Genomic DNA, 24,775 nt, shown 5'->3' with positions numbered 1-24,775 from the left:
TTCACTTCATCTTGCAGGACGCCGCGTAGGCGTCCGCGTGGTCGCTGAAGATCTTGCCCAGGGTGCGGTTGGTGACGCGGCCTTCGGCGTTCTTGGTGATGACGCGCAGGTAGTAGTCCTGCACCGGGTACTGGTTGTTGTTGAAGCGGAAGGGCCCGCGCACCGAGCTGAACTTGGCGGCCTTGATGGCCTTGAGCAAGGCATCCTTGTTCTCGATCTGGCCCTTCACGTCGCGCACGGCTGCCGCCATCAGCTGGGCGGCGTCATAGCCCTGGCTGGCGTAGAGCGACGGCAGGCGGCCATAGTCCTTCAGGAAGTCGGCCACGAACTTCTTGTTGGCGGCGTTGTCCATGTCGTGCGCCCAGTGCGAGCTGTTGAACATGCCGAGCATGGGTTCGCCCACGGCCTTGATCACGTCCTCGTCGGCCGAGAAGCCGGGGCCAAAGAGCGTGATGTCGCGCGACAAGCCCGCGCCCACGAACTGTTTGATGAAGTTGATGCCCATGCCCCCGGGCAGGAAGATGTACATCGCATCCGGCTTGGCGGCGCGGGCCTGGGCCAGCTCAGCCGCGTAGTCCAGCTGGCCGAGCTTGGTGTAGATCTCGTCCACAACCGCGCCCTTGTAGTAGCGCTTGAAGCCGGCAATCGCGTCCTTGCCTGCCGGGTAGTTGGGGGCCAGCAGCACCAACTTCTTGAAGCCCTTGTCCATCACCACCTTGCCCACGGCCTCGTGCAGGTTGTCGTTCTGCCAGGCCACGTTGAAGAAGTACGGGTTGCACTGCTCGCCCGCGTACTGCGAGGGGCCGGCATTGGCCGAGACATAGGGCAGCTTGGCCTCGAACACCGTGGGCCCCACGGCCAGCATCAGGTTGGAGAACACGATGCCGGTCATCAGGTCGACCTTGTCGCGCTTGATGAAGCGGTCGGTCGCCTGCTTGGTGACCTCGGGGTTCTGCTGGTCGTCAGCGGTGATCAGTTCGACCGGCAGTGGCCCGAACTTGCCGCCCGCATGCTTGAGCCCGAGCGCAAAGCCGTCGCGGATGTCCACGCCCAGGCCGGCACCGGGGCCGGACAGCGTGGTCAGCAGGCCGACCTTGACCTTGTCAGCAGCAGTGGCCGGCAGCGCGGCGGCGGCAAGCGCCAAGGTGGCGCACAGCAGGGCTTTCTTCATGGGTGGGTCTCCGGGTGGGATGCGGCCGGACTCTAGCCGCTAGCGCTGACGCCGAGCTTCACGCCCACCCAACGGAAAACCCCAATCAGCGCCTTGGCACCGGCCACAGCCAGCGCAGGATGTCGGGCAGCAGCATGCCGCCATGCTGGTCTGAGTGCGCGCCGTCGCCCCACACATGCAGCACCTCGTAGCGCGGCCCGGGGGTCTTCAGCTTGTCGGCATTGCTGTTGGCGTAGTTCAGCGCCGCCAGCATCTGCTGGTTGGCCAGGAACCAGTTCCCGTGCTCGTTGTCGAGGTCGTTGGAGCCGTCCTGCAAAAAGATGCGCAGCGGCTTGATCGGGCCCTTGCGGATCAGCGTCGGGTAGAGGTCGCCACCGGGCTGCATGGGCTGAATTGGCGCTTCGGCCGTGGCGGGCCGGTAGCCGATGGAGGTGTAGCTGCCGATCATGCTGATCACGTTGCGGAAGGCATCCGGCCGCAACCAGGCCACGGTGAAGGCCGCAATCGCACCGCTGCTGGTGCCGCCGATGGCGCGCTCGGTGGGGTCAGTGCTCAGTTTGTAGCGCTGGCCCACCTCAGGCAGCAGCTCGTCAATCACGAAGCGCGCATAGCGATCGCTCAGCGCGTCGTACTCTTCGGCGCGGTGGTCGGGGTTGCGCATGCCGAGGTTGTCGGGGTAGGCCTCGCTCTTGTTGCCTGGCGTGACGAAGACGCCGATGGTGACGGGGATCTCGCCCTTGTGGATCAGGTTCTCCAGCACCTGGGGCACGCGCAGCGAACCCTCCGGGTTGGTCGCCCGCTGCCCGTCCTGAAAGACCAACACATGGGCTGGCTGCGCGCCTGTGTATTGCGCCGGCACATAGACCCAGTAGCGCCGCACGGTCCCGGGGATCGCGCGGCTCTTGAACTCGAACGGCCCCTCCAGCCGGCCCTTGGGGACGCCGGGCTGGGGCAGCGAGTCGGCGGTGAGCGGGTAGTCGCCGGGCTTGCGTGGCGCCTGAGCCGAGGCTGGGCTGGCGCAGCCCAGCAAGACGAGCCCGCAGGCCAACACGCCACGGGCGCACTGCCCAAACCTGGTCAAGTGATGAAGCATGGCCCGAGCCCCTTGCTGTCGCAAAGGCTGGGACTCTAGGCCCTAGCGGCGCGCCGTCAACGCGTGCGCAGCACGTCCGTCGTCGGGAACAACCCCGCCAGGCTCGCATCCTTAGCTGCACCGGCCACGGGGCGGCCGGCGTCCTTGCCGGTGGCGGCCGCCTCTGGCTGCTCCAGCGGCGCACCATCGGTGCCTGTCAGCAGCGCGACCATGGGCCGCAGCGGGTCGCGGGTGCGCTCGGTGACGATGGCTTGCTCGCCCGTCGCCAGTGACACCAAGGCCCCCGGCGGGAAGACGCCAATCGTCGTCACCACCGTGGCGCCAAACTTGTTGGCGCTCTGCTGCCTGAAGATCGAGACCGCCGCCGAGGGGCTCAGCATGGCGGGCCTACCCGCACGTGGGCTCATCTTGGCGCAGAAGACATCGCAAGTCCGCAGCACGTCAGCCAGCTCGGTGAGCTTGGTCAGGCCCTGCGGGTAGCCCTGCCCGTCGGGCTGCTCGTGGTGCTGGGCCACGGCGTCCAGCCAGTCGGGGTCGTCCACGCCCAGGCCCTTGAGCAGGTGCATGCCGTCGAGCGGGTGGTTGCGCATGCGCTGGCGCTGCAGCTCTTCCATCGGCCCCGTCTGCATGGCCAGCGTGGTTTGCAGGTCCGTCACCGCGATGTTCATCGTCAGCGCGGCCTTCAGGGCAGTCAGGCGCTTGCCGTCCACCCACTCCTTTCGGCGGGCGACGAGCCACACCACGCAGGCGGTATGCAGCGAGTGCAGGGCCCCGTAGCGCGAGAGCTTGTCCGAGCCAATCCGGACCACCTCGAACACCGCCAGGTCCACGTCCTGGAACATCAGCGTGTCGAGCTCGCGCGTCAGCTTGTCCAGCGTCGGCACAAAGCCGTCTACCGTGCTGTTGGGTGCCAGCAGCAACTGCTCCAGCCTGTCCCCCAGCGCCTGCAGCATCTGCCAACGGCTCAGGGTGGGGTGTTCAGACGAAGCGCGCTCAACCATCACCAACTCCAGCAACGGAAACGAATCAAACCATCCTAGGCGCGGCGGTTTGGTTCGGTGCCTGCATCAAAACGGGCGACGGGTCGGGGTGTGGAATCTGGCCGCAAAGCCGCGTTGGCGGAAGGGTGGTGGGGCTCGGCGCGGGCGCGCCGATTGCCCTCTCACGAACCCAGCGGCCTCAGCGCTGCGCCTTGCGCGGCGGGATCACCCGGTATTCGCCGCTCAGGTGCATCAGGCTCATCAGGTAGAGCATGCCGTCAAAGTAGCGTTGCTCACCGCTGGGCATGGGGGTGTCCCAGAGCGCCTCCAGGAAGGCCTTGGACACATCGCTTGGCGGGGCGGCCAGGCTGCCCACGGCGGCGGCGGCGAGCATGCCGACGGAGTGACGGTCCGAGGCCTTCTTGCCATCGAGCGTGTACTTGTCGGTGAAGCTGCGGATGCCTTCGCTATGCAGGAAGTTCTGGATGCGCGCGGTCAGCTCGGGCTGGCGCTGGTCCTTGCCAAACCAGGCGTAGTCGAAGGCGATATTGCTGACGGTGCGCCAGCTGTCGTAGGCAAAGATGCCGGGGGTGCGGTCCCAGTTGGGCATGGGCGTGCCGTCGAAGTCGGTGCGGTCGGCCGAGAGGCCGGTCACGGGATGCGCCGCTTTGTGGAAGAGCTCGCGGCTGGCCTCGGCGGCGCGCAACCAGAAGGCACGCTCCTCACGCGGGCCCCAGCGGGCAAACAGCTCGTAGAAGGCCGGCAAGTGGTAGGACGGGTCGGTGCCCGGGATGCGGGTGTCCGGCACGAAACGGATCATGGCGTGCTGTTCGTCCATCATCGGGCCCACGCTCACAGTGAACGAACGGCGCGGCGGCCGGAAGGCCGGCCAGGGGCGACCCTCCTTGGCGGCCTTGGCTTGCTCGGCGCGGTTGTTGGGGCTGGGCCAGGGGTTGGCGGGCTCCTCAAACGGCGGGTCTTCCGGGTGGATGCGGAAGGGCGTGTCGCCTGTCATCAGCGGGCGGTGGCGCATCACGCGCAAGAGCTTGTCGGCCTCCTGCTGGTAGTTGTAGATGCCCTTGCCATTGCCCCAGCGGTGGGAGGCGAAGTAGAGCGCCATCACGAACCACTCTTCGCCATCCGGCGCAGCGCCGGTGGAGCGCGGGGTGCCGTCGGTGTTCATCGACCACGCGAAGTAGCCGTACGACGGGTTCTTGGGGTCGGTGACCTGCATATAGGTCTTGGACCAGTTCCACAGGGCGTCGAACTCGCGCTTCTTGTCGAGCTGGACGGCAATCATCATCCCGTAGCTCATGCCCTCGCTGCGGGCATCGTTGTTGGCCCAGTCGGTCACGTAGGCCAGCGGGCCGTTCTTGTTGGCGCCAGTCTCGAAGTAGATGCGCTCCTCCTGGCCGTCGCCATGGAAGAACTGCTGGAACGCGCGCTCGATGCGCTCGCGGGTCTCGGCCGGCGTCTTGTTCAAGCGTTCGACAAACAGGTTGGGGTGGCGCCCCGTGCGGTAGGCGCCCGCACCGTCATTCAGCGTCAGTTGGGGGCTGGCAGCAGGAGATACCGCCGTGGCAGCGCTGGCGCTGGACAGCATGGTCAGCACAGCAAGCGACACGGAGGCCGAAACTTTGAACAGAGTTCCACGCATAGGGGATGAGCTGGATAGAGGTTTGCAACGTAGGGCTCGGCAGGTATCGCCTCGGCTTGCAAGCGATTTCACCGGCCGGGGATGCTAGCGCGCGTTGAACAGGTTGGTTCACGCCAAAACGGCATTTCCACAAACCCGATTGGCTGCAGGAATTCATCGCTCCAGGTTTCTACCGGTGGTTGCCTGCCTCGTCGGCGCGGCGTCGACCGCGTCCCTAGAATCTTGCCCACTCCCCCCTTCCCGCGCGGCTATCGTCGCGCCCCAACGGCTGCTGATCGGCGGCATAACTGGAGCTTGCATGGACACCCGCATCCATCAGATCAAGTCGCGTCTCTCGCTGGTGCGTGAGGCGCTGGTCAAGCACAGCGCGCATGCGCTGCTCGTACCCTCGGCCGACCCGCATTTGTCGGAGTACCTGCCCGAGCGCTGGCAGGGCCGGGTGTGGCTCTCGGGCTTCACGGGGTCGATGGCGACCCTGGCCGTGACGCGCACCGAGGCCGTGCTGTTTGCCGACAGCCGCTACTGGGAGCAAGCCGAGCGCGAGCTGGCGGGCAGCGGCATCAGCCTCTTCAAGATCCCGACCGGCGCGGCCACGCACCACATCGAGTGGCTGGCGCAGCAGCTGCAAAGTGGCCAGAGCCTGTGTGTGGACGGCCAGGTGCTGGGCCTGGCCCACGGGCGCCAGCTGCGCAACGCGCTGCAAGCCAAGGGCGTGCAACTGCGCACCGACCTCGACCTGCTGGCCGAAGTGTGGGAGGGCCGCCCCGGCCTGCCCGAGGCGCGCGTCTACGAGCACCTGCCCCCGCATGCCGCCGTGAGCCGCGCCGACAAGCTGACTGCCGTGCGCGCCGCCATGCAAAGGCTGGGTGCCAGCCATCACTTCATCTCCAGCGTGGACGACATCGCCTGGCTGCTCAACCTGCGTGGCAGCGACGTGGACTACAACCCCGTCTTCCTCGCTCACCTGCTGCTGGCGCCGGCAGGGGTGCAGCTCTTCGTGGGCGCCGGCAAGGTGGACGAGGCCCTGGCTGCCCGCCTCGCCAGCGATGGCGTCACCCTGGCGCCCTATGCCACGGCGGCTGATGCGCTGCGCGCCCTGCCCCAGGCGGCCTGCCTGCTGCTGGACCCGCGCCGCTGCACCCTGGGCCTGCGCGAGGCCGTGCCGGCCACGACCAAGGTGATCGAGCAGATCAACCCCTCCACCCTGGCCAAGAGCCGCAAGACCGCCCTTGAAGCCGCCAAGGTGCGCGAGGCCATGGTGCAGGACGGCGTGGCCATGTGCGAGTTCTATGCCGAGTTCGAAGCAGCGCTGGCCGCCGGGCAGCCCGTTGACGAGTTGTGGATCGACACCCAGCTAAGCGCCGCGCGCGCGCGCCGGCCGGGTTTTGTGGGGCTGTCGTTCTCGACCATCGCCGGCTTCAACGCCAATGGCGCCCTGCCCCATTACCGCGCCACACCCGAGCACTTCAGCAGAATCGAAGGCGATGGCCTGCTGCTGATCGACTCCGGCGGCCAGTACCTGGGCGGCACGACCGACATCACCCGCGTCTGGCCCATCGGCAGCGTCTCAAGCGCGCAGCAGCAGGACTACACGCGGGTGCTCAAGGGCACCATCGCGCTGTCTCGCACCGTTTACCCGCGCGGCACCCTAGGCCCCATGCTCGACGCCATCGCCCGCGCGCCACTGTGGGCCGCCGGCATCGACTTCGGCCACGGCACGGGCCACGGCGTGGGCTACTTCCTGGCCGTGCACGAAGGGCCGCAGAGCATCTCCAAGGCCGTGCCCGAGGCCACCATGGCCATGGAGCCCGGGATGATCACCTCCATTGAGCCCGGCCTCTACCGGCCCGGCCAGTGGGGCGTGCGCATCGAGAACCTGGTGCTCAATGTGGCGCAGGACACGCCCGAGCACGGCGCCTTTGGCGAGATGCTGGCCTTCGAGACCCTGACGCTCTGCCCCATCGACACCCGCTGCATCGCGCCCGAGCTGCTGACGCTTGAAGAACGCGACTGGCTCGACGGCTACCACGCCACCGTGCGCGAGCGCCTGGCGCCGCACCTGGGCGGCGCTGCCCTGGACTGGCTGCTGACCAGAACCGCTGCGCTGCAACGTTAGGAATTCCCGAACCAAGCTGTCGCCAAGCTTCTATTCACGCGCTGCCCCAAGGGGTTTAGCCCCTGGCGTGGAGGACCCCAGACCTATCATGGTTTTTCTGCCCCAACCGCCCTAGAGCGGGGGCCGATGAACTCAGCAGTTGAAAGGTCGTCGCCATGGCGCTAGGGAGCCCAAGACAGCAAGCGGCCGCAGCGGCCCTGCACCGGCCGGTGCGCGTGGTGGCCGTGGGCGCGTCTGCGGGTGGCATTGAGGCCCTGCACGAGTTCTTTCGGGGACTGGGCCCGAGCAGCGGCGAGGCCTATGTGCTGGTGCTGCACCTGGCGGCCGACTTCAAGAGCGAGCTGGCCGAGATCGTCTCGCGCTGGACCGAGCTGCCCGTCGTCACGCTGCACGAGTCCCAATCCCTGCGGGCCGACACCGTGCACGTGCTGGCGCCGGGCCTGACGGCCAGCATCACGGGCCACCGCATCGTTGTGACGCCCATGAGCCGCCGCGAGCCCGTGCGGCACAACATCGACGACGTGTTCGAGTCGCTGGCCGGCTGGCAGCAGATGGCGGCGGCCGTTGTGCTCTCGGGCAGCGGGCAGGACGGCTGCCGGGGCGCGGGCCAGGTAGCGGCACAAGGCGGCTTGGTGCTGGCGCAGAGCCCGGCCAGCGCGCGCTTTGCCAGCATGCCCCACGCGGCGCTGGGCGCCGGCCACGCCCACCTGGCGCTGGAGCCGCAGCGCATGGGCCTGGTGCTGCAGGACTGGCAGCGCCTGCCGCTGGCCGAGGTACTGGCCCGCCACCAGCCAGACACCGAGGACGCCGTGGACCCCGGCGCCATGCAGGCCTATGCGCCGCTGCTGGACGCGCTGCGCGAGGTGTTCGACGTGGACTTTGCCGCCTACAAGGAGGCCACGCTGCTGCGGCGCTTCGAGCGCTGGAAGCAGCTGGAAGGCGCCGAGCTCTCGCCCCAGGACCTGGCGCAGCGCGTGCGTGCCGACCCGGCCCGGGCCGATGCGCTGATCAGCGACCTGCTGATCGGAGTGACCGGCTTCTTGCGCGATGCGGAGGCCTTTGAGGCGCTGCGCCACCTCGTCATCGAGCCCGCAGTGCGCGAGCTGCCGCCGGGGGATGAATACCGTGTCTGGTGCTGCGGCTGCTCCACCGGCGAAGAGGCCTACAGCGTGGCGATGCTGGCGCACGAGGCCTTTGAAGCGGCAGGCCTCGCGCCGCGCCTGCGCCTGCACGCCACCGACCTGCACCCCCGCTCGGTGCACCGCGCCGCTGCCGGCCTGTATGACGACGACGCGCTCTCTGGCCTGCCGCCTGCCTGGCGCGCCAAGTACTTTGTGCCGCAGGCCTCGGGCCTGCACCGCGTGTCGGACGAGCTGCGGCGCAGCCTCGTTTTCACGGCCCACAACGCGCTGCGGGACGCCGCCTTCCCGCGCATGCACCTGGTGGTCTGCCGCAACCTGTTGATCTACCTGAAGCCGGCCGCGCAGTCCCGCGTGCTGGGCAGCTTCTTCATTGCGCTGCGCGACGGGGGCGCGCTCTTCCTGGGGCGCAGTGAGTCGCCGGCCCGGGACGACGCGGTCTTTGAGTGCCTCGACGAAGCCTCGCACCTGCACCGCAAGCGACCGGGCACGCCGCTGCCGCCGCATATGCGGCCACAGTTCTCGTCGCAGCGCGTCTCCAGCGTGCCGCCCCCGGGCGCGCAAGACGCCAAGGCCCAGCTGCGGCTCTACGAGCTGATGCTCAAGCGCTTTGTGGCCTGTGGCTTCCTGGTCAACCAGAGCGAGGAGCTGCTCTATGTGTTTGGCGACGCCGGCCGCCTGCTGGCGCCGGTGGCCGGCAGCTTCAGCCCGACGCTGCAGAACCTGCTGAGCGGCCCGCTGCGCACGGCCATCTCGCTGGCGCTGCGGCGCGCGGCGCACAGCGACGGCACGGTGCGCCTGGGCGATGCGATCCACGACCCCCAGCGGCCCGACCAGTTGCTGCGCATCGAGGTGGACCGCTTGGCCGACTCTCGCCTGCCGCAGACCTGCTATCTGGTACGCCTGGAGCCACAGGCCGCACCGTCACCGAACGCCCCGCGCGTGAGCGTGCTGGACCCCGAAAGCGCGACCGCCCGCCACATTGCCGAGCTGGAGGCCGAACTGCAGCGCACGCGCGACCAGTTGCGCCTGACCATCGAAGAGCTGGAGGGTGCCAACGAGCAGCTGCAAGCCGGCAATGAAGAACTGCAGGCTGGCAACGAGGAGCTGCAAACCGCCAATGAGGAACTGCAGGCGCTGAACGAAGAGCTGTACTCGATGCACGCCGAGCACGAGCTGAAGATTGCCGAGCTGCGCGAGACCACGAACAACCTGAACAACCTGATGCGCACGGCCGACGTGGCCATCATCTTCCTCGACGCCGAGCGCCGCATCCGCCTGTTCACGCCGCCGGCAGTGGCCATCTTCCCGCTGCGGCCACTAGACCTGGGGCGAGACCTGAAGGACCTGGTGCCGCTGGACGCCGACCCCCAGCTCTTTGACAACCTGGCACGCGTGCAAGGCGGCAGCGAGGCCCTGCTGGCCGAGGTGGCCACCTCGGGCGGGCGAACGCTGCAGCGCCGCGCCTCCGTCTACCGGGCGGGCGACGGCCAGCCCGACGGCCTGGTGCTGACCTACCTCGACATCACCACCCAGCTCGAACTCAAGGCCCGGGCCTTCGAGCTGCAGCGCAAGTCGCAGCTGGACGCCATCATTGCCTCCGTCCCCAACCTGCTCTGGACCTGCGACAGCACGGGCGCCTGTGACTTCCTGAGTCCGCAGTGGGTGGCCTACACCGGGGTCGAGCAGAGCGGCCAGTTGGCCCAGGGCTGGCTGGAGCACGTCCACCCCGACGACCGCGCCGCGACCGTGGAGCGCTGGGCCGACGCCGTGACGCACCGCGGCCCCTTCCGCACCCGCTACCGGCTGCGCCGGGCCGATGGTGCCTACCGCTGGTTCGACGTGCGCGCCACCGCCACGCGCGACGAAACCGGCCGCGTGACCAAATGGTTTGGCGCCTGCACCGACGCGCACGACGCCGTGGAGCTGCAGCTGGGGCTGGAGGCCCGCGACGCCTTTGTGCGCATGGTGGCCGACAACATCAACGGCATGGTGGGCTACTGGGACAAGCACCAGCGCAACCGCTTTGCCAACCGCCACTACCTGGCCTGGTTTGGCCGCTCTCACGAGCGCATGCAGGGCGCCACGCTGGCCGAGCTGATGGGCCCCGAGCTCTACAAGCTGAACCAGCCCTACATCGAACGCGCCCTGGCCGGCGAGCCCCAGCGCTTTGAGCGCCGGCTGGTGCGGCCCGATGGTGCCGTGGGGTATGTGCTGGCCGAGTACGCGCCCCATGTGGTGGATGGGCAGGTCGAGGGCTTCCTGGCCACGGTGACGGACATCACCCGCATCCAGGAGCAGCGCCTGCTGATCGAGGAGGTCTTCCGGGCCAGCCCGCTGGCCAAGCTGGTGGTGGGGCCTGATGGGCGCATCGTCAACTGCAACCCGGCGGCCGAGACCATCACCCAGTACGACGCCACCGCGCTGCGCACCATGAGCGTCGAGGACCTGGTGCCCGAGGAGATGCGCGGCCGCCACGCCGCGTTGCGCCAGGGCTTTGCGCTCACGTCCGAGCGCCGGCCTATGGGCTCGGCCGCACGCTTCCCGCTGCGGCGGGCCGACGGCTCCATCGTGTACGTCGACATCGAGCTGGCCGGCATCACCGTGGCCGGGCGGCCCGGTTCGGTCGTGTACTTGCGGCCGGGCAATGTGGAGGCCGAGCACCAGCGGCGCACCGACGCTGCCTTGCAAGCGCGCAGCGCCTTCCTTGCGCAGATGAGCCACGAGATCCGCACACCGCTGAACGCGGTGCTGGGCATGGTGCAGTTGCTGATGCTGGAAGCGCCTTCCGCCCGGCAGCTGGACCGGCTCAACCGCATCGAGGAGGCCTCGACCCACCTGCTGGCCATCATTGACGACATCCTCGACCTGTCCAAGATGGAGGCCGGCCGCATGGCCATCCACCCGGCGCCCTTCAAGGTGGGCACCTTGGTGGAGCAGGCCCTGGAGATGGTGGCCGACCGGGCCAAGGTCAAGGCGCTGGCCCTGTCCAGCAAGATCGCCGAGACCGTGCCTGCCGTGCTGGTGGGCGATGCGCGGCGCATCGAGCAGATCCTGGTCAACTTCCTGACCAACGCGGTCAAGTACACGCCCTCGGGCGCGGTGGCGCTGGGCGTGTCCTGCTTCCAGGCCTCGGGCGAGCGCCTGGTGCTGCACTTCGAGGTCACTGACACCGGCATCGGCATCGACCCGGCCCTGCTGCCCTCGCTCTTTGCGCCCTTCCATCAGGTGGAGCAAGGGCACTCGCGGCGCTTCAGCGGCGTGGGGCTGGGGCTGGCCATCAGCCGGCAACTGGCGCGCGCCATGAACGGCGAATGCGGGGCACGCAGCAGCCCGGGGCATGGCAGCACCTTCTGGTGCAACGTGCAGGTGGGCCTGACCGACCAGGACGCCCAGGTGCCCAGCGGCCTCGGCGACCTGGACGAAGCCCACGCCGAAGAACTGCACGCGCTGTGCCGCGAGCGCCGCGTGCTGCTGGTGGAGGACGACGAGGTCAACCGCATCGTCGCGGTGGAGCTCTTCCATGTGCTCACCGGCGTGCAGCCTCTCACCGCTGCCGACGGCCACGAGGCGCTGGAGCAGGCAGCCGGCACCACGTTCGACCTGGTGCTGATGGACATCCAACTGCCCGGCATCGACGGCCTGGAGGCCACGCGCCGGATGCGCGAACTGCCGGGCTACGCCGAGGTGCCGGTGTTTGCGCTCAGCGCCAATGTGCTGTCTGAGGATGTGAACGCCTGCCTGGAGGCCGGCATGAACGGCCACCTGGGCAAGCCCATCCGCGCGCAGGAATTGATCTCCTTGCTGGTGCGGCTCTGGGGGCCACAGCCCGCCGCGCGGGACACCGTGTCCGCGCCGCTCTGATCGCCGCTCTGAACGGGCTCAGAGCCCGCGGACCATCTCAATGTGCTCAATGCCGGCCTCGTCAAAGCGCTCGCCGCGCGGCGCAAACCCAGCCCGGCGGTAGAAGCCCTCGGCCGTGATCTGCGCGTGCAGCAGCACCTCGCGGTAGCCCAGGCGCTGGGCTTCCAGCAGCAGGGCCTCCAGCACCATGCGGCCCACGCGGCTGCCGCGCATGGGGCGCAGCACCGCCATGCGGCCCACCTTGGCCACGCCGGGCACGTGCTCCAGCAGCCGGCCCGTGGCCAGCGGCAGGCCAAAGCCATTGCGCGCCACGGCGTGCAGGCAGTGGGCATCGGCCTCGTCCCATTCCAGCTCGGCGGGGATGCGCTGCTCCTCGATGAACACCTCGCGCCGGATGGCGCCGGCCGCCTCGCCCAGGTCGGCCCAGTCGCCCACCGCCACATCCACCACCGGCTGGCCGGCCTCAAAGGCCTGCACCACCCGGCGCAGCGCGTCGGGCACGGGCTGCGCCTCGGCGCCGTCGGGCGTGGCAAACACATAGACCATGTCGGCCAGCACCAGCAACTCGTCGCCCCGGTAGATGGCGGCATCCACCTTCATCGAGCTGCGTCCAAACTCGCGCACCTTCAGGCCCACGTCGAGCCGGTCGTCATTGCGGGCCGGCGCCCGGTAGTCCAGCGCCGCATGCCGCACAAACAGGTCGCCCCCCAGCTGCTGCATGGTGGCCGCATAGGGCAAGGCCAGCGCGCGCCAGTAGCCGCTCATGGCGGTGTCCACATAGCTCAGGTAGTGGGCATTGAAGACGATGCCCTGGGCATCAACCTCGGCCCAGCGCACGCGCAGGGGCTCGGTGAATCGGAAGTCGGTTCGCTTCATGCCCGCGAGTGTCGCCGCAGGCGGGCCGGCGCTGCTAAATGGCAGCGCGCCGCCGGGCCGCAATCAGGCCAACCAAGCCAAGCCCCATCAGCACCCAGCTCTGCGGCTCTGGCACGGCGGCTGCCGACCAGTCGAGCCCAGAACCCGAAGTGACCGTGAAGGCGGGCTGCACCACGCCGCCGAGCATCAAGCTGGCGCCGGCGATGAAGCTCGTCATGCTGACACCGCCCTCGGCCGTCTCGCTGGGGTAGCCATAGCCCCCCGAGGCGCGTTGCCCACCCAAGGCAAAGGAGTACAGCCCCAGCTCCATGCTCTGGCCAATCACCACCGGCACGCTGAAGGTGACCACCTCGTTGAGGTTCAGGCTCGCATTGAGGTTGAAATAGTCGGTGCCAACCCCCCAGGCCGCAACCTGGCGGTCGGTGCTCCAGAGATGGTTGGAGCTGCCGTCGTCATAGCCGGGTTGAATGGCCAAGATCAAACCCTTGTTCAGATAGGGCACCACTTCGACGCCCGCCGCGCCTGCCACGCCCTTGGCCCACATCGACGCCGAGACCTGAACCTTGATCAACAGGTTGGCGGACTCACCGGCGTGCCCCGCCAGCTGAACCGTCAGGGTGTCTGAGTAGCCGCCATTGACCGCCCCCAGCGCGAACGAGCTAGCCGCCAGCGAATGGTTCTCCGCGCTCATCTGCACCCAACCCATCTTGGCCGTGCCGGCGGACTGGTTGGTGATGGGCGCCCCGCTGTAGCTGGCGCTGCCAGAAGCACTGCCTGCACCCGAAAAATAGTGGGTGCTGCAGTTACCGGTGCCTGGGGTGAAGTTGTCGCCCGCCCACCCTCCAACACTGCCGCCTGAAGGCGTAGCGCAGGCATTGACGAAGCCCCCCGGCGGCGTCACGTCGTACTGCTGCGGAGCGGCAAAAGCCAGTTGGGCAGCTGATAGCAACAGGGCCGCGAGCGACAGGTTACGTTGGATGTGCATGGGACTCTCCGAGCTGAAAGCCGGGCGGATGTGCGCCTCGGCGAACCAGACCGATTGGACGACCAGGCCCCACGTATCGGCTAGACGTCTGCGGCTTGCAAACTAGGGGCACGAGAGGCCTGCCCCGCCCAGCACGCCTTGCTCAGGGCAACAAGTGCTGCCTCAGCGCTTTGGCACAGACGTCCAGCGCGGTCAGGGCCTCGGGCAGGTGGCGACCCATCTTGATGAAGTCGTGCGTGACGCCGCGCACCAGCTCCAGGTCCACCACATTGCCGGCTGCACGCAGGCAGTCGGCATAGCTGAGGCCGTCGTCCACCAGCGGGTCGCACTCGGCCAGCAACAGGAAGGCGGGCGCCAGGCCATCGTGGTCAGCAGCTTCCATCGGCGCGTAGCGCCAGTCGTGCCGCCCGGCCTGCGGCAGGTAGTGGGCAAAGAACCAGGCAATGGTGGCCGCGTCGATCAAAAACCCCTCGCCAAACAGCTTGTGCGAGGCCGTGTGCGTGTGGGCCAAAGTGCCCGGCGTGATGAGCAACTGCAAGGCCAGCGGCCAGCCTTGGTCCCGCGCATGCAAGGCCGTCACCGCCGCCAGCGTGCCGCCGGCGCTGTCGCCCCCCACGGCGATACGGTCCGCCGTCAGGCCCAGCCCGGCGGCCGACTCCCGCAGCCACGCAAACGCCGCCCAGCAGTCGTCCACCGCCGCCGGGAAGGGGTGCTCAGGCGCCAGCCGGTAGTCCAGCGAGACCACCGCCACACCCGCCCGCAGCGCCAACTGCCGGCACAGGCTGTCATGCGTCTCGATGCTGCCAATCGTGAAGCCACCGCCGTGCAGATACAGCAGCAACGGCAGCCGTTCATGGCTCGGCGCATAGAGCCGCGCCGGCAACTCCGACGCCGGGCCGGGAATGCGCAGCTCTTCCACCCGCGCCAGCGGCGCACGCGGCAGGTCCAGGATCTCCGCCCCCATCCGATACGCCAGCCGCGCCTGCTGCGGGCTGAGCTGGTGATAGCTGGGCCGATTGGCCCGCCGCATGCGGTCCAGGATGCCGGCCATGCGGGGGGTGAGGAGGTGGGTGGGCATCACAAGGTCTGACTGGGCGGAGGCGCAGGCAGGCATTGTGCGGATGATCAGACCCGAGGGAACAGAGCCGCGCTGTCCAACGCGGCGCATGTCGCCTTGATGCCCGCCGCGAGGATTGACAAGCTCAGGAGGGTGTCAAGGACAGCGCCCAGCCGGCGTGCGCTACCGGCAAGCGGTTGAGGGGCTGGCCGCTGCACGCGAACAGCGCGTTGGCCAGGGCGGGCACGATGGAGGGCGGGCCTTCCTCGCCGACACCTTCGGGCGCGTCGCCGTTGGGCAGCAGGTGCACCTGCAGCGGCGGCGTGTGGGCCATGGCGCACACGCGATAGCTGTCGTAGTTGCCTTGCTCAACCTGGCCACCACTGACGGTGATCTCGCCGAACAGGGCCGCGCTCAGGCCGAACAGCGTGCCGCCCATCAACTGCGCTTCGACGAGCGCGGGGTTGCCAATGACGCCGGGGTCGATGGCGGCGTCGATGCGCACCAGCCGGAATTCACCCGGCCTCACCACCTCGACCTCGACGATGTGGGCCGAGAACAGCGTCTTGCCATTGCTGTTCATGCCGAAGCCGCGGAAGTGGCCGGGCGGCAGCGGGCGCGACCAGCCGGCCTGCTGGGTGAACGCATCTAGGAAGGCCAGCGCACGCGGGTGCCCAGCCAGCAGGCGGCGCCGGTAGGCAACGGGGTCGGCACCGGCCATCCGGGCAGCCTGGTCCAGCGTGTGCTCCAGGAAGAAGCAGTTCTGCGAATTGCCGACCGAGCGCCAATAGCCGCAGGGGATGCCGGCCTCGACCTCGGTCCAGCGGGTGTCCTTGGCCGGGATGGCATAGGCCATGTCCACCCAGCCCATGATGTAGCTCCAGTCGAAGCCCTGGTCCGGCGGAACGCTCGTCACACCCGAGTGGCGTAGCAGCGACGGGCCGGCCGTGTCGTGCCGCACGCCGGTGGGCATGAAGTGCTCGTCCAGCGCCAGCCGCACGCGCGACGCCACCGCCGGCCGGTAATGGCCGGCGCGCATGTCGTTCTCGCGTGACCAGATCGTCTTGACCGGCCGCCCAACGGCCCGGGCGATGAGCGCGGCCTCGACCACGAAGTCGTGCTCCAGCCGCCGCCCGAAGCCGCCGCCCACGTCTTGCGAATGGACACGCACCTGGGCCGGCGCCAGGCCCAGCGCCTGCGCAACAGCGCGCTGGGTGTCGGTCTGGCTCTGGGTGGAGACCCACACCTCGGCCGACGCGCCGCTCACCGACACGGTGGCGTTCAGCGGCTCCATCGCGGCATGGGCGAGGAAGGGCACGTCGTAGGTGACGTCAACGACATGCCGCGCCGACGCCAGGGCGCGCGCCGTTTCGTCGGCCTGCTGCTCGGCCGGCTCGGGCCACGCCAGACCCTGGCCTGCGGCAACTGCCTGGCGCAGCCGGTCGCGCAGTACCGCGGTGTCCAGCACTGGCCGCTTGGGCGCCTGCCACACGGGCCGCAGCCGCTGCGCCGCCTGGCGCGCCGCCCAGTAGCCGGTGGCCACCACCGCCACCGCCGCCGGCAGCTTGACGACCTGCACCACGCCCTTCACCGCACGTGCCGGCCGCGCATCGACGGAGCGCAAGGTCGCGCCGAACGACGGCGCATGCAACACATGCGCTACCAACAGGCCCGGCCGGTCCACGTCGATGCCGAAGCGAGCGCTGCCATCCACGCGGGCGGGAATATCGGCTCGCGGCAGCGCCCGGCCCAGCAGGCGCCACGCATTGCGCGGGCGCATGACGGGAGCGTCCGGCGGCGCGAGCCGGGAGGCGGCCTCCACCAGGGCGCCGAAGGGCAGGCGCTCTGGCAGGCGCTCGCCGCCGCCGGCGTACACCACGGCGCCCTGCTCGATGTGGCAGGCGTGAACAGGCACGCGCCACCGCGCGGCCGCTGCGCGCAGCAGCATGTCGCGTGCGGCGGCAGCCTCTGGGCCCACGGTCGCCAAGGCGATCTTGAATCCGAAGCTGCCGAAGGTAGTGATGCCCGGCGGCATGGACTGGTTGAAGGCCGGTGCCACCGGCACGTGCCTCACCTCGATGGCCGCCAGCGGCAGGTCCAGCTCCTCGGCCACGATCTGGGCCACGACCGTGTGAGTCCCCTGCCCCAACTGCGTCACCGTGGTCAGGACGCTGACCCGGCCGTCACGGTCCAAGCTCAGCCACGGGCCGAACGGCAGGGGTGCCGCATCGTCCGCCGCCGCCGCCACCGGCCTCGCTGCCAACACCCAGGCGCCGCCCGCCATCGCGGATGCCAGCACTTGTCGGCGCGAGAGGCGCGTGAGTCCGGCCCTCATGACACGTCCTGCGCGGCCGTGTGGATGGCCGCCCGCACGCGCGGGTAGGTGCCGCAGCGGCACAGGTTGGTGATGGCAGCGTCGATGTCGGCGTCGCTGGGCTGTGGCGTCTGGCTCAGCAGTGCGGCAGCGGCCATCAGCATGCCGGACTGGCAGTAGCCGCACTGCGGCACCTGGTGCGCAATCCAGGCGCGCTGCAGCGCGTGGCCACGGTCGGGCGACAGGCCTTCGATCGTGACCACCCGGCGCCCCGCCACGCCCTGCACGGGCATCAGGCAGCTGCGCACGGCCTGGCCGTCCACATGCACGGTGCAGGCGCCGCACAGGCCAGCACCGCAACCGAACTTGGTGCCGGAGAGCTTCAGCTCCTCGCGCAACGCCCACAGCAGCGGGGTGTCGGACTCGGCGGCCAGGCGCTGGGGCTGGCCATTGACGTGGAGGGAGATCGCCATGACGCGGGTGTCGAGTGGAAACGCCCGCATCGTCGCGACCACCGCCGCCGACCGGGCACAGGGAGTGACCAACGCCCCGAACCGCGTGACGAACCGCCCCCGATCGGGTCCCCTGCGGCCCGGTCGCACTGCCATACTTCGCGGCCTCATGGCGCCTCACCTCGCAACGCCCACCGTGCGCGACAGCCTCTTGCTGGTGGCGCGGCACGTGCTGGCGTGGACGATCCTGTGCGCAATTGGCGCGGCGGGCAGCTACGCCGACCAGGCCAGCCTCGCCGGCCCGCAGGCCTATGCCGCCATCCTGCTGCCCTGCCTGGCCCTGCGCGTGCCGCTGATCCTGCTGAGCATCACCATCTCTGCCGCCCTGCAGTGGCGCCCGCACTGGCTGGGCGAGGCCCGCGTGCTGCTCACCGGCTACGCCGTGGTGGTGGTCCTGTTCCTGCCCGCAGCCTTGCTGTTCCAGGCCGCGCTGGACCTGAGGGCCGCTGACGGCGACGTGACGCTCGCCGCATCGTGGGGCCGCATGCTGGCCACGCCGCGCTTCGACCTGTTCCTGCAATGGGCCCTGGCCAGCGGGACTTGCGTGACGGTCGTGGCCTTCCATGCCTGGCGGCAGTCGCAGCAGCGCGAGCGGGCCTTGCAGCGCAGCCAGCTGGAGGTGCTGCAACTACAGCTGTCGCTCGAACACCAGCGCCTGGAATCCCTGCGCGGCCAGTTGGAGCCGCACTTCCTCTTCAATGCGCTGAACGCCGTCAGTGCGCTGATCCGCGATGCCGCGTCGACGCAGGCCCTTGCTGGCATCCAGAAGCTCAGCGAACTGCTGCGCTACGCGCTGGCGGCAGGCTCTCGCGACTGGGTGAGCCTGCACGAGGAGCTGCAGTTCGTGGAGCGCTACCTGGCGCTGCAGCGCCTGCGCTACGGCGACCGGCTGAGCCTGCGCGTGGAGGGCGCCGACGACGCCACGCGCATGTGCGAGCTGCCGGTGCTGCTGCTGCAGCCACTGGTGGAGAACGCCCTGCGCCACGACCTGGACCGGCATGACGGCCCCAGCGAGATCACGCTGCGCTGCACGCGCGACGGCGACCAACTGACACTGGAGATCAGCAACCCCGCAGGCCACGATGCTGCGCCCAACCCAGGCACCGGCCTCGGCCTGCGCAACACTGAGGGCCGACTGCGGCTGCTGTACGGCGATGCCGCGTCGCTGCAGGTGGAAGCCGGCGGCACGCACTTCGTGGTGCGTCTGCAGTTGCCGGCACGCGCCCCGGAAAGCCTGGCCCTGGCGTGACGACCCCAATCACGGCCCTCATCGTCGACGACGAAGCCCCGGCGCGCACCGCGCTGCGGCTGGCCTTGCGCGCCCACCCCGACTGGCAGGTGGCGGCCGAGTGCGCCGACGTGGCCAGCGCCGAGCGCGCCCTGGCCCAGCACGCCGTGGACGTGGTGTTTCTCGACATCCAGATGCCACGCGCCTCGGGGCTGGCCCTGGCGCGCGGGTTGGCCGGCCAGCCACAGCCGCCGCTGGTCATCTTCGTGACGGCCTACGAGGCACATGCCATCGAGGCCTTCGAGCTGCATGCCCTCGACTACGTGCTCAAGCCCTTTGACGACGCCCGACTGGCCTCCGCGCTGGCGCGGGCGGCGCAAATGCTGACCCTGCGCCAGCGCGCCACCTATGCCGAGTCGCTGCGCCGCTATGCCGCGCCCGAGCCGGCGTACTGGACCCAAGTGGCCGTGCGCTCCGTGGGCATGATCGAGACCGTCGCACTGGCCGAGGTGAACTGGATCGAGGGCGCCGGCAACTATGTGCAGTTGCACCTGGCCGGGCGCAGCGTGCTGCACCGCGTGCCGATGCAGCGGCTGGAGCAGCACCTGGACCCAGCGCAGTTCTTGCGCGTGCACCGCTGCGCCATCGTGCGCATCGACCAAGCCCAGCGCCTGCTCACAGCCGCCGACCGCCAACCCCAGCTGGCCCTGCGCTGCGGCGACAGCGTCCCGGTGAGCGAGCGGCGCATTGCGCAGGTGCGGGCTTGCCTCGGGGTCAGTTGACCCTCAGCGGCGGGTGCCCCGCGCCAACGGCGCACGCGGCAGGTCCAGGATCTCCGCCCCCATCCGATACGCCAGCCGCGCTTGCTGCGGGCTGAGCGAGTGATAACTGGGCCGATTGGCCCGCCGCATGCGGTCGAGGATGCCGGCCATGCGGGGGGTGAGGAGGTGGGTGGCGGGCATTCGTAGGGCGGGCGACGGCAGCCCAATCAATTCACGCGCTGGCCTACGACCTGCGCTGCATGGCAGGAGTCACAGACGCCGCTTAGCTTCGGCGAGGTCGATCCGGAACTTGTAGCCATTCTGTTCAAGCAGTCCAAGCAACTGAGGCCCGTCCAGCAAAGTTAAAGGCTTGTCCTTGGCGAACGCATACGAATCCGGCCCATAGTGACTGGTCGTGACGAGGATGCCTTTGATAGCTCCTTCGTTATGCACAGTGCCGTAGAGGTCACGTACTGCCGAGACGTCGACGATGTTGGTGTAGCGCTTCGCTTGAATGACGATCTTGCCGCCACGCAGCGGATCAGGGTCGAAGATGATCGCGTCGACGCCTTGGTCGCGGCTGGCTTGGGTGACCTTCACTTCAGCCCCTGATGCCGCAAACGCCTTCTCGAACAACTGACGGCAGAGGTGCTCGAAGTCCTCCCAGTCCATCGAGGCCAGGTTCTCCCCGTCGGCCATGTTGCCGAGCACCTCCTTGCCATCGACGAACCGCTTGTCATTTGTGTCCAGACGGATCATCGGGGCGATGGGTGTCAGCTCCAAGGACCGGGCGCATATCCCCTTCAAGGAGTTGAACGCCGCGAAAGGATCGAGGGCACGCAGGTTCAGGTCGGTCAGTTGCTCCTTCGTGGCGAACAGGCTCGCGCAATACGCCCGCTTCGCATGACCGGTGGATTTCTCTGTGTAGTCGGCCCAACCGTTGATCGCGATGGCCTTCACGAGGCCCTCCATATCGAGGCGGGCCAGTTCGCAAGCGAGCCGAAGGCAGAGGGCCGGGTAGACCTTCATCGCGGCCTCCCGCTTCTCCTTCTGGTTGGCAGGCTTGGTCGCGGCACCTGCTCTGAGCTCCACCTGCTTTGTCCACTCGACGGCCGAAAGGTCGGGGAAGCGGTGCTCGTGGATCAGGATTCCCGAGTCCGCGTCGAGCCTAGATTGGGCCTCACGGGAGACAAAGTGAGGAACTCGCACCATCCTTACGGTCGCTTCGATCCGAGCCAGCAGGCCTTCCGCGCCGGGGGCCTCGAGCCAGGCCTTCCTCTTGGAAAGTCGCTCCTGCTCGGCCACGAACGCCATTTCAAAGGCCGCCTTAGCCTTGGAGTGATCGAGCGCCAGCAACGCGTGCGACGCCCTTTGCTTTGCAGCTTCGGACTCGTAGAGCCCCTTGGCTTTCTCGGCCAGCGCCGCGACCTCGGCATTCCGTTTAAGGCAGAGGGCCAGCAAATACTCTCGCCGGGCCAATGCGGCCGCCACCTTCGCCACCTCGTCGCGGTGGGCGGCATCGACGAACCGGTTGAGGAAGGCCAACTTCGGACCGTAATGCGGCGGCGCAAAGGCGGGCTCGCCGAACGCCGGTCGCCACGGCGTCCAATGGGGAAGAGGAGCGATGTCCGGCGGCGGCTCCGGGGTATCGACGGGATAGTCAGGCCGGGACCCCAACGATGCAAACAGCGGCAGGTAGGGTGGGCTCGAATCAATCGCAAGAAGGTCGCCCACCCGGGCGATGTCGATCGACCGGGATGGTTCAGGCAACCCGCCCTGAAACACCCCCTCGACGGTACCGTTGAACGCCACCGTACGCATGGGTTCCGGGATCGCCGCCTATGGGGCGTAGGCCCTCAACGCGGCAGCGTCCACATCCCTGGGTGGCAGTGGCTCCGGATACTCAGCGGCGGGCTCGGGCGTCCAAGTTCTGTATCCGCGGCGAGGCTGTTCCTTCTCCTGGGGTTTCTCTGCCAACTCTTCGGGGATGAACGCCCTGACCCCAAGGCCCTTTCGCCCAAGCCAAAGAACGAATTCACTTTTGGTCGCGGCGGCCCCCTTTGCGATCGAAGCCAAAACGGCAAGAACTCCACCGATCACGGCCCCAATCAACGCTAGGCCGGCGACGATTGCGATCAGATAACCCATTGCTGAGGAGTGGCTTCAACCATCACGCATGCTAACCAAATAGGGGTCACGGAACTCGCCGAACTCGGGTCACTCATTCGCCGGCCAGCAACGCTAGATTGGGCGCTCTGCCTTTGGTGCAACACGCCTTTCCGAGGATCGCTAGGCCTAGCGAATTGATGCCCGGGTCAATGACCCCCGCCAAGAAGGTGGCCGGTCTTTTAGGAGCCACCGCCGCAGCCACCACCCCCACAACTAGCACCGCCACCGCATGAGGCACTGCCGCCGCCATCCCCACAGGCGGCCCCGCCATCGCCGCAGCTGCTGGTGCCAGACCCTCCACAGGCGCCACCGCTGGCCGCGCCATTGGCATCCGCCTTGGCGCGGCGCAGGGCGTTTTGGGTTTGGGCTTCGAGCACGTTGGTGGCGGTGGCTTGCTCGGCGGCGGTGAAGAGGCCGGCGGCGGCTAGCGCGCTGAGTGCGAGGGCGGGTTGGTAGTGGGCGGCGCCTTGGGCTCGCCCGTGGGCGTCCAGGTCACGGTGGCCGACGGTGCAGCGCTTGGGGTCGTAGGCGTAGGCCCAGCCGGTGGGGGTGTGCAGGCGCTGGTCGATGGCGAACAAGAGGGGCAAGCCGCTGGCAGTGGCGGGCCGGCCTTCGCTGCGGCAAGCCCAGACCCAGGTGCGGGCGATGGCCTCGTCGGGTGGGCAGCCCAGCTCGGCATTGGGGCGGTGTGCGACGACCTGGCCAAAGCACTGGCGTTGCCAGGTGTCCAGCGCTGCAGGTTCGAACGCAAGCGCCACGTGCCACAGCATGTCAGCGGCCTTGCTGGGCAGGCCGCAGGCTTGGCCGTCGGTCTGCAGGCGGCAGCACTCAAAGAACTGGGCGAGCGCGGTGCTGGTGAGCACCCAGGCGGCGGGGTCGGTGCGGATGCCGGGGCATTCCTGCTGGGCGTGTTGCACCCAACTGGCCCGAAGGCTCTCGGGCAGGGCCTCGGCGGCGACGGCGGCGGGTGGGCACAGGGCGCGCACCTCGGCGCGGAGCGCCGCAGCCTCGCGCTCCAGGCGCCAGCGTTTGAAGCCTTGAAGATTCCAGTCAGCCAGGTTCAGCATCACGCACCTCCGTGGCTGCCGTTGTAGCGGGGAGCGGCTGAAGGAAAGCTGAACGGCAATCAAACTGGGCCGGCGGCTGCAGGCCAGAAAACAAAAAGGGCCTGCGGTTGCAGGCGAGCAAACAAAAAGGGCCCGCTGTTGCGGGCCCTGGGCGGCGATGCCTCCTGATGCGGAGGCGGCCGGAGCGGCGACCGGGTCAGGCCGCCTTTTTCTCGAAGAACTGTTCGTCCTCCGTGGAACCTTTGAGCGCGGCGGTGGAGGCCTGGGCTTCGATGGTGGTGGTGACGGCGTCGAAGTAGCCGGTGCCGACCTCGCGCTGGTGCTTGACGGCTGTGAAGCCCTTCTCGGCGGCGGCGAACTCGGCCTCCTGCAGCTCGACGAAGGCGCTCATGTTGTTGCGCGCATAGCCGTGGGCCAGGTTGAACATCGAGTAGTTGAGGCTGTGGAAGCCGGCCAACGTGATGAACTGGAACTTGTAGCCCATGGCGCCGAGCTCGCGCTGGAACTTGGCGATGGTGGCGTCGTCGAGGTTCTTCTTCCAGTTGAAGCTGGGCGAGCAGTTGTAGGCCAGCATCTTGCCGGGGAACTTGGCGTGGATGGCCTCGGCAAAGGCGCGGGCGTAGGCCAGGTCGGGCTTGCCGGTTTCGCACCACACCATGTCGGCATACGGCGCATAGGCCAGGCCGCGGCTGACGGCTTGGTCAAGGCCATTGCGGGTGCGGTAGAAGCCCTCGACGGTGCGCTCGCCGGTGCAGAAGGGCTTGTCGTTGTCGTCGATATCGGCGGTGACGAGATCACCCGCCTCGGCATCCGTGCGAGCCACCAGCACGGTGGGCACGCCCAGGGTGTCGGCCGCCAGGCGTGCGGCCACGAGCTTGGCCACGGCCTCGCGGGTGGGGACGAGCACCTTGCCGCCCATGTGACCGCACTTCTTGGCGCTGGCCAGTTGGTCTTCGAAGTGGACGCCTGCGGCGCCGGCTTCGATCATGGCCTTCATCAGCTCGAAGGCGTTGAGCACGCCGCCGAAGCCGGCCTCGGCATCGGCCACGATGGGGGCGAAGAAATCAATGTCGTCCTTGCCTTCGCTCCACTGGATCTCGTCGGCGCGCTTGAAGGTGGCGTTGATCTTGCGAACCACTTTGGGCACCGAGTCCACGCTGTAGAGCGACTGGTCGGGGTACATCTCGCCATTGCTGTTGGCGTCTCCAGCCACTTGCCAGCCAGACAGATAAATAGCCTTCAGGCCGGCCTTGACCTGCTGCATGGCCTGGTTGCCGGTCAGGGCGCCGAGCGCGTTGACGAAGGGTTCGTTGGTGACGAGCTGCCAGAGCTTCTCGGCGCCGCGCTTGGCCAAGGTGTGCTCGATGGGCAGCGAGCCACGCAGGCGCACCACGTCGGCGGCGCTGTATCCGCGCTGGATGCCCTTCCAACGGGGGTTGGTGGCCCAGTCGCGCTCCAGGGCGGCGATCTGCTGTTCACGGGTGAGGCGGGGGGTCGCGGTCATGTCCTACTCCTTGAGGCTGATAGTTGCGAAAACTCGAAACCGTTGGCCTCAAGACTAGGACTCGCCCTGAGCGTCTGCGCGGCGGGCTGTTGCGCGGCGTCAGAATATTTTCTGCATGCCAATCAATGGCTTAGCTATCACATTTCGGATCGTGGCAAGGCAGTTGCCATGATGAGAAATATTGCGGCAGCGCAGCATGTAACCGTTTCGTAATTCGAAACCTCGATTCCAGATTGTGGGAAACGGCCGGCGGCGCAAGCGAGTTTGCCGCTCAGCTCAGGC

17 protein-coding genes are annotated in these 24,775 nt (G+C 68.4%); 4 read left to right on the top strand and 13 right to left on the bottom strand.

Going from position 1 to position 24,775, the window contains the following annotated elements; genetic code table 11:
* Position 1: 1 nt before the first annotated feature.
* From ABDJ85_RS13620 to ABDJ85_RS13605, 4 genes are all read right to left on the bottom strand, one after another.
* Positions 2 to 1,171, bottom strand: a complete 1,170-nt coding sequence (locus ABDJ85_RS13620; RefSeq protein WP_347705325.1) for an ABC transporter substrate-binding protein — start codon at positions 1,169 to 1,171, stop codon at positions 2 to 4.
* A gap of 85 nt (positions 1,172 to 1,256) precedes the next feature.
* Positions 1,257 to 2,264 carry an alpha/beta hydrolase gene (locus ABDJ85_RS13615; RefSeq protein ID WP_347705324.1) on the bottom strand — a complete coding sequence of 336 codons (1,008 nt, stop codon included), beginning with the start codon at positions 2,262 to 2,264 and terminating at the stop codon, positions 1,257 to 1,259.
* Between the two features lie 56 nt (positions 2,265 to 2,320).
* On the bottom strand, positions 2,321 to 3,265 hold the full coding sequence (locus tag ABDJ85_RS13610) for an HD-GYP domain-containing protein (protein WP_347705323.1): 945 nt from the start codon (positions 3,263 to 3,265) through the stop codon (positions 2,321 to 2,323).
* A gap of 178 nt (positions 3,266 to 3,443) precedes the next feature.
* Positions 3,444 to 4,868: a family 8 glycosyl hydrolase gene (locus ABDJ85_RS13605; RefSeq protein WP_347705322.1), complete on the bottom strand. Its 1,425-nt coding sequence runs from the start codon at positions 4,866 to 4,868 to the stop codon at positions 3,444 to 3,446.
* A 331-nt stretch (positions 4,869 to 5,199) separates the two neighbouring features.
* Between ABDJ85_RS13605 and ABDJ85_RS13600 the strand changes: the two genes are divergently transcribed.
* Together ABDJ85_RS13600 and ABDJ85_RS13595 are read left to right on the top strand one after the other, a co-directional pair.
* Positions 5,200 to 7,017 (top strand): M24 family metallopeptidase, encoded by a 1,818-nt coding sequence (locus ABDJ85_RS13600; RefSeq protein WP_347705321.1) that lies wholly within the window; start codon positions 5,200 to 5,202, stop codon positions 7,015 to 7,017.
* A 155-nt stretch (positions 7,018 to 7,172) separates the two neighbouring features.
* Positions 7,173 to 12,020 (top strand): CheR family methyltransferase, encoded by a 4,848-nt coding sequence (locus ABDJ85_RS13595; protein ID WP_347705320.1) that lies wholly within the window; start codon positions 7,173 to 7,175, stop codon positions 12,018 to 12,020.
* 18 nt (positions 12,021 to 12,038) lie between these two features.
* Here the strand turns inward: ABDJ85_RS13595 and ABDJ85_RS13590 are convergent, their stop codons facing one another.
* The 5 genes from ABDJ85_RS13590 to ABDJ85_RS13570 all read right to left on the bottom strand — a co-directional run bounded on the left by ABDJ85_RS13590 (position 12,039) and on the right by ABDJ85_RS13570 (position 17,719).
* The gene (locus ABDJ85_RS13590; protein ID WP_347705319.1) at positions 12,039 to 12,896 is read right to left on the bottom strand and encodes a YbgC/FadM family acyl-CoA thioesterase; all 858 of its coding nucleotides are present in this window, start codon (positions 12,894 to 12,896) and stop codon (positions 12,039 to 12,041) included.
* Between the two features lie 34 nt (positions 12,897 to 12,930).
* Positions 12,931 to 13,881 carry a PEP-CTERM sorting domain-containing protein gene (locus ABDJ85_RS13585; protein ID WP_347705318.1) on the bottom strand — a complete coding sequence of 317 codons (951 nt, stop codon included), beginning with the start codon at positions 13,879 to 13,881 and terminating at the stop codon, positions 12,931 to 12,933.
* A gap of 142 nt (positions 13,882 to 14,023) precedes the next feature.
* The gene (locus ABDJ85_RS13580) at positions 14,024 to 14,959 is read right to left on the bottom strand and encodes an alpha/beta hydrolase (protein ID WP_347705317.1); all 936 of its coding nucleotides are present in this window, start codon (positions 14,957 to 14,959) and stop codon (positions 14,024 to 14,026) included.
* A 124-nt stretch (positions 14,960 to 15,083) separates the two neighbouring features.
* Entirely contained in the window at positions 15,084 to 17,273 is a 2,190-nt protein-coding gene (locus tag ABDJ85_RS13575; RefSeq protein WP_347705316.1) for a xanthine dehydrogenase family protein molybdopterin-binding subunit, read from the bottom strand.
* Entirely contained in the window at positions 17,270 to 17,719 is a 450-nt protein-coding gene (locus tag ABDJ85_RS13570; protein ID WP_347705384.1) for a (2Fe-2S)-binding protein, read from the bottom strand. Before ABDJ85_RS13570 ends, ABDJ85_RS13575 begins: the two co-directional genes overlap by 4 nt.
* 154 nt (positions 17,720 to 17,873) lie before the next feature.
* On the opposite strand from ABDJ85_RS13570, the gene ABDJ85_RS13565 reads away from it, so the two are divergent.
* Positions 17,874 to 19,013 (top strand): sensor histidine kinase, encoded by a 1,140-nt coding sequence (locus tag ABDJ85_RS13565; RefSeq protein WP_347705315.1) that lies wholly within the window; start codon positions 17,874 to 17,876, stop codon positions 19,011 to 19,013.
* A complete protein-coding gene (locus ABDJ85_RS13560) occupies positions 19,010 to 19,774 on the top strand; it encodes a LytR/AlgR family response regulator transcription factor (RefSeq protein ID WP_347705314.1) in 765 nt (254 codons plus the stop codon). The genes ABDJ85_RS13565 and ABDJ85_RS13560 overlap by 4 nt, the downstream gene beginning before the upstream one ends.
* Positions 19,775 to 19,777: 3 nt before the next feature.
* On the opposite strand, the gene ABDJ85_RS13555 is transcribed toward ABDJ85_RS13560, so the two are convergent.
* From ABDJ85_RS13555 to aceA, 4 genes are all read right to left on the bottom strand, one after another.
* Positions 19,778 to 19,924: a hypothetical protein gene (locus ABDJ85_RS13555; protein WP_347705313.1), complete on the bottom strand. Its 147-nt coding sequence runs from the start codon at positions 19,922 to 19,924 to the stop codon at positions 19,778 to 19,780.
* Between the two features lie 99 nt (positions 19,925 to 20,023).
* The gene (locus ABDJ85_RS13550) at positions 20,024 to 21,574 is read right to left on the bottom strand and encodes a restriction endonuclease (RefSeq protein ID WP_347705312.1); all 1,551 of its coding nucleotides are present in this window, start codon (positions 21,572 to 21,574) and stop codon (positions 20,024 to 20,026) included.
* A 527-nt stretch (positions 21,575 to 22,101) separates the two neighbouring features.
* Entirely contained in the window at positions 22,102 to 22,989 is an 888-nt protein-coding gene (locus ABDJ85_RS13545) for a hypothetical protein (RefSeq protein WP_347705311.1), read from the bottom strand.
* A gap of 196 nt (positions 22,990 to 23,185) precedes the next feature.
* Positions 23,186 to 24,493, bottom strand: coding sequence for an isocitrate lyase (gene aceA, locus ABDJ85_RS13540; protein ID WP_347705310.1), 1,308 nt, complete (start codon positions 24,491 to 24,493; stop codon positions 23,186 to 23,188).
* Positions 24,494 to 24,775 lie beyond the last annotated feature (282 nt).

It is taken from the genome of Roseateles paludis, from assembly GCF_039872745.1.
In the GTDB taxonomy this organism is placed as follows: Bacteria; Pseudomonadota; Gammaproteobacteria; order Burkholderiales; family Burkholderiaceae_C; genus Pelomonas; species Pelomonas paludis.
This window is presented reverse-complemented; position numbering and strand designations above follow the sequence as displayed.

What these genes read in the sequence shown, in the direction of transcription:
- ABDJ85_RS13565 (WP_347705315.1), top strand. Translation starts at nt 17,874, where the DNA reads ATGGCGCCTCACCTCGCAACGCCCACCGTGCGCGACAGCCTCTTGCTG.
- ABDJ85_RS13555 (WP_347705313.1), bottom strand. Translation starts at nt 19,924, where the DNA reads ATGGCCGGCATCCTCGACCGCATGCGGCGGGCCAATCGGCCCAGTTAT.
- ABDJ85_RS13585 (WP_347705318.1), bottom strand. Translation starts at nt 13,881, where the DNA reads ATGCACATCCAACGTAACCTGTCGCTCGCGGCCCTGTTGCTATCAGCT.
- ABDJ85_RS13615 (WP_347705324.1), bottom strand. Translation starts at nt 2,264, where the DNA reads ATGCTTCATCACTTGACCAGGTTTGGGCAGTGCGCCCGTGGCGTGTTG.
- ABDJ85_RS13620 (WP_347705325.1), bottom strand. Translation starts at nt 1,171, where the DNA reads ATGAAGAAAGCCCTGCTGTGCGCCACCTTGGCGCTTGCCGCCGCCGCG.
- ABDJ85_RS13595 (WP_347705320.1), top strand. Translation starts at nt 7,173, where the DNA reads ATGGCGCTAGGGAGCCCAAGACAGCAAGCGGCCGCAGCGGCCCTGCAC.
- ABDJ85_RS13610 (WP_347705323.1), bottom strand. Translation starts at nt 3,265, where the DNA reads ATGGTTGAGCGCGCTTCGTCTGAACACCCCACCCTGAGCCGTTGGCAG.
- ABDJ85_RS13575 (WP_347705316.1), bottom strand. Translation starts at nt 17,273, where the DNA reads ATGAGGGCCGGACTCACGCGCCTCTCGCGCCGACAAGTGCTGGCATCC.
- ABDJ85_RS13545 (WP_347705311.1), bottom strand. Translation starts at nt 22,989, where the DNA reads ATGCTGAACCTGGCTGACTGGAATCTTCAAGGCTTCAAACGCTGGCGC.
- aceA (WP_347705310.1), bottom strand. Translation starts at nt 24,493, where the DNA reads ATGACCGCGACCCCCCGCCTCACCCGTGAACAGCAGATCGCCGCCCTG.
- ABDJ85_RS13590 (WP_347705319.1), bottom strand. Translation starts at nt 12,896, where the DNA reads ATGAAGCGAACCGACTTCCGATTCACCGAGCCCCTGCGCGTGCGCTGG.
- ABDJ85_RS13600 (WP_347705321.1), top strand. Translation starts at nt 5,200, where the DNA reads ATGGACACCCGCATCCATCAGATCAAGTCGCGTCTCTCGCTGGTGCGT.
- ABDJ85_RS13580 (WP_347705317.1), bottom strand. Translation starts at nt 14,959, where the DNA reads ATGCCCACCCACCTCCTCACCCCCCGCATGGCCGGCATCCTGGACCGC.
- ABDJ85_RS13550 (WP_347705312.1), bottom strand. Translation starts at nt 21,574, where the DNA reads ATGCGTACGGTGGCGTTCAACGGTACCGTCGAGGGGGTGTTTCAGGGC.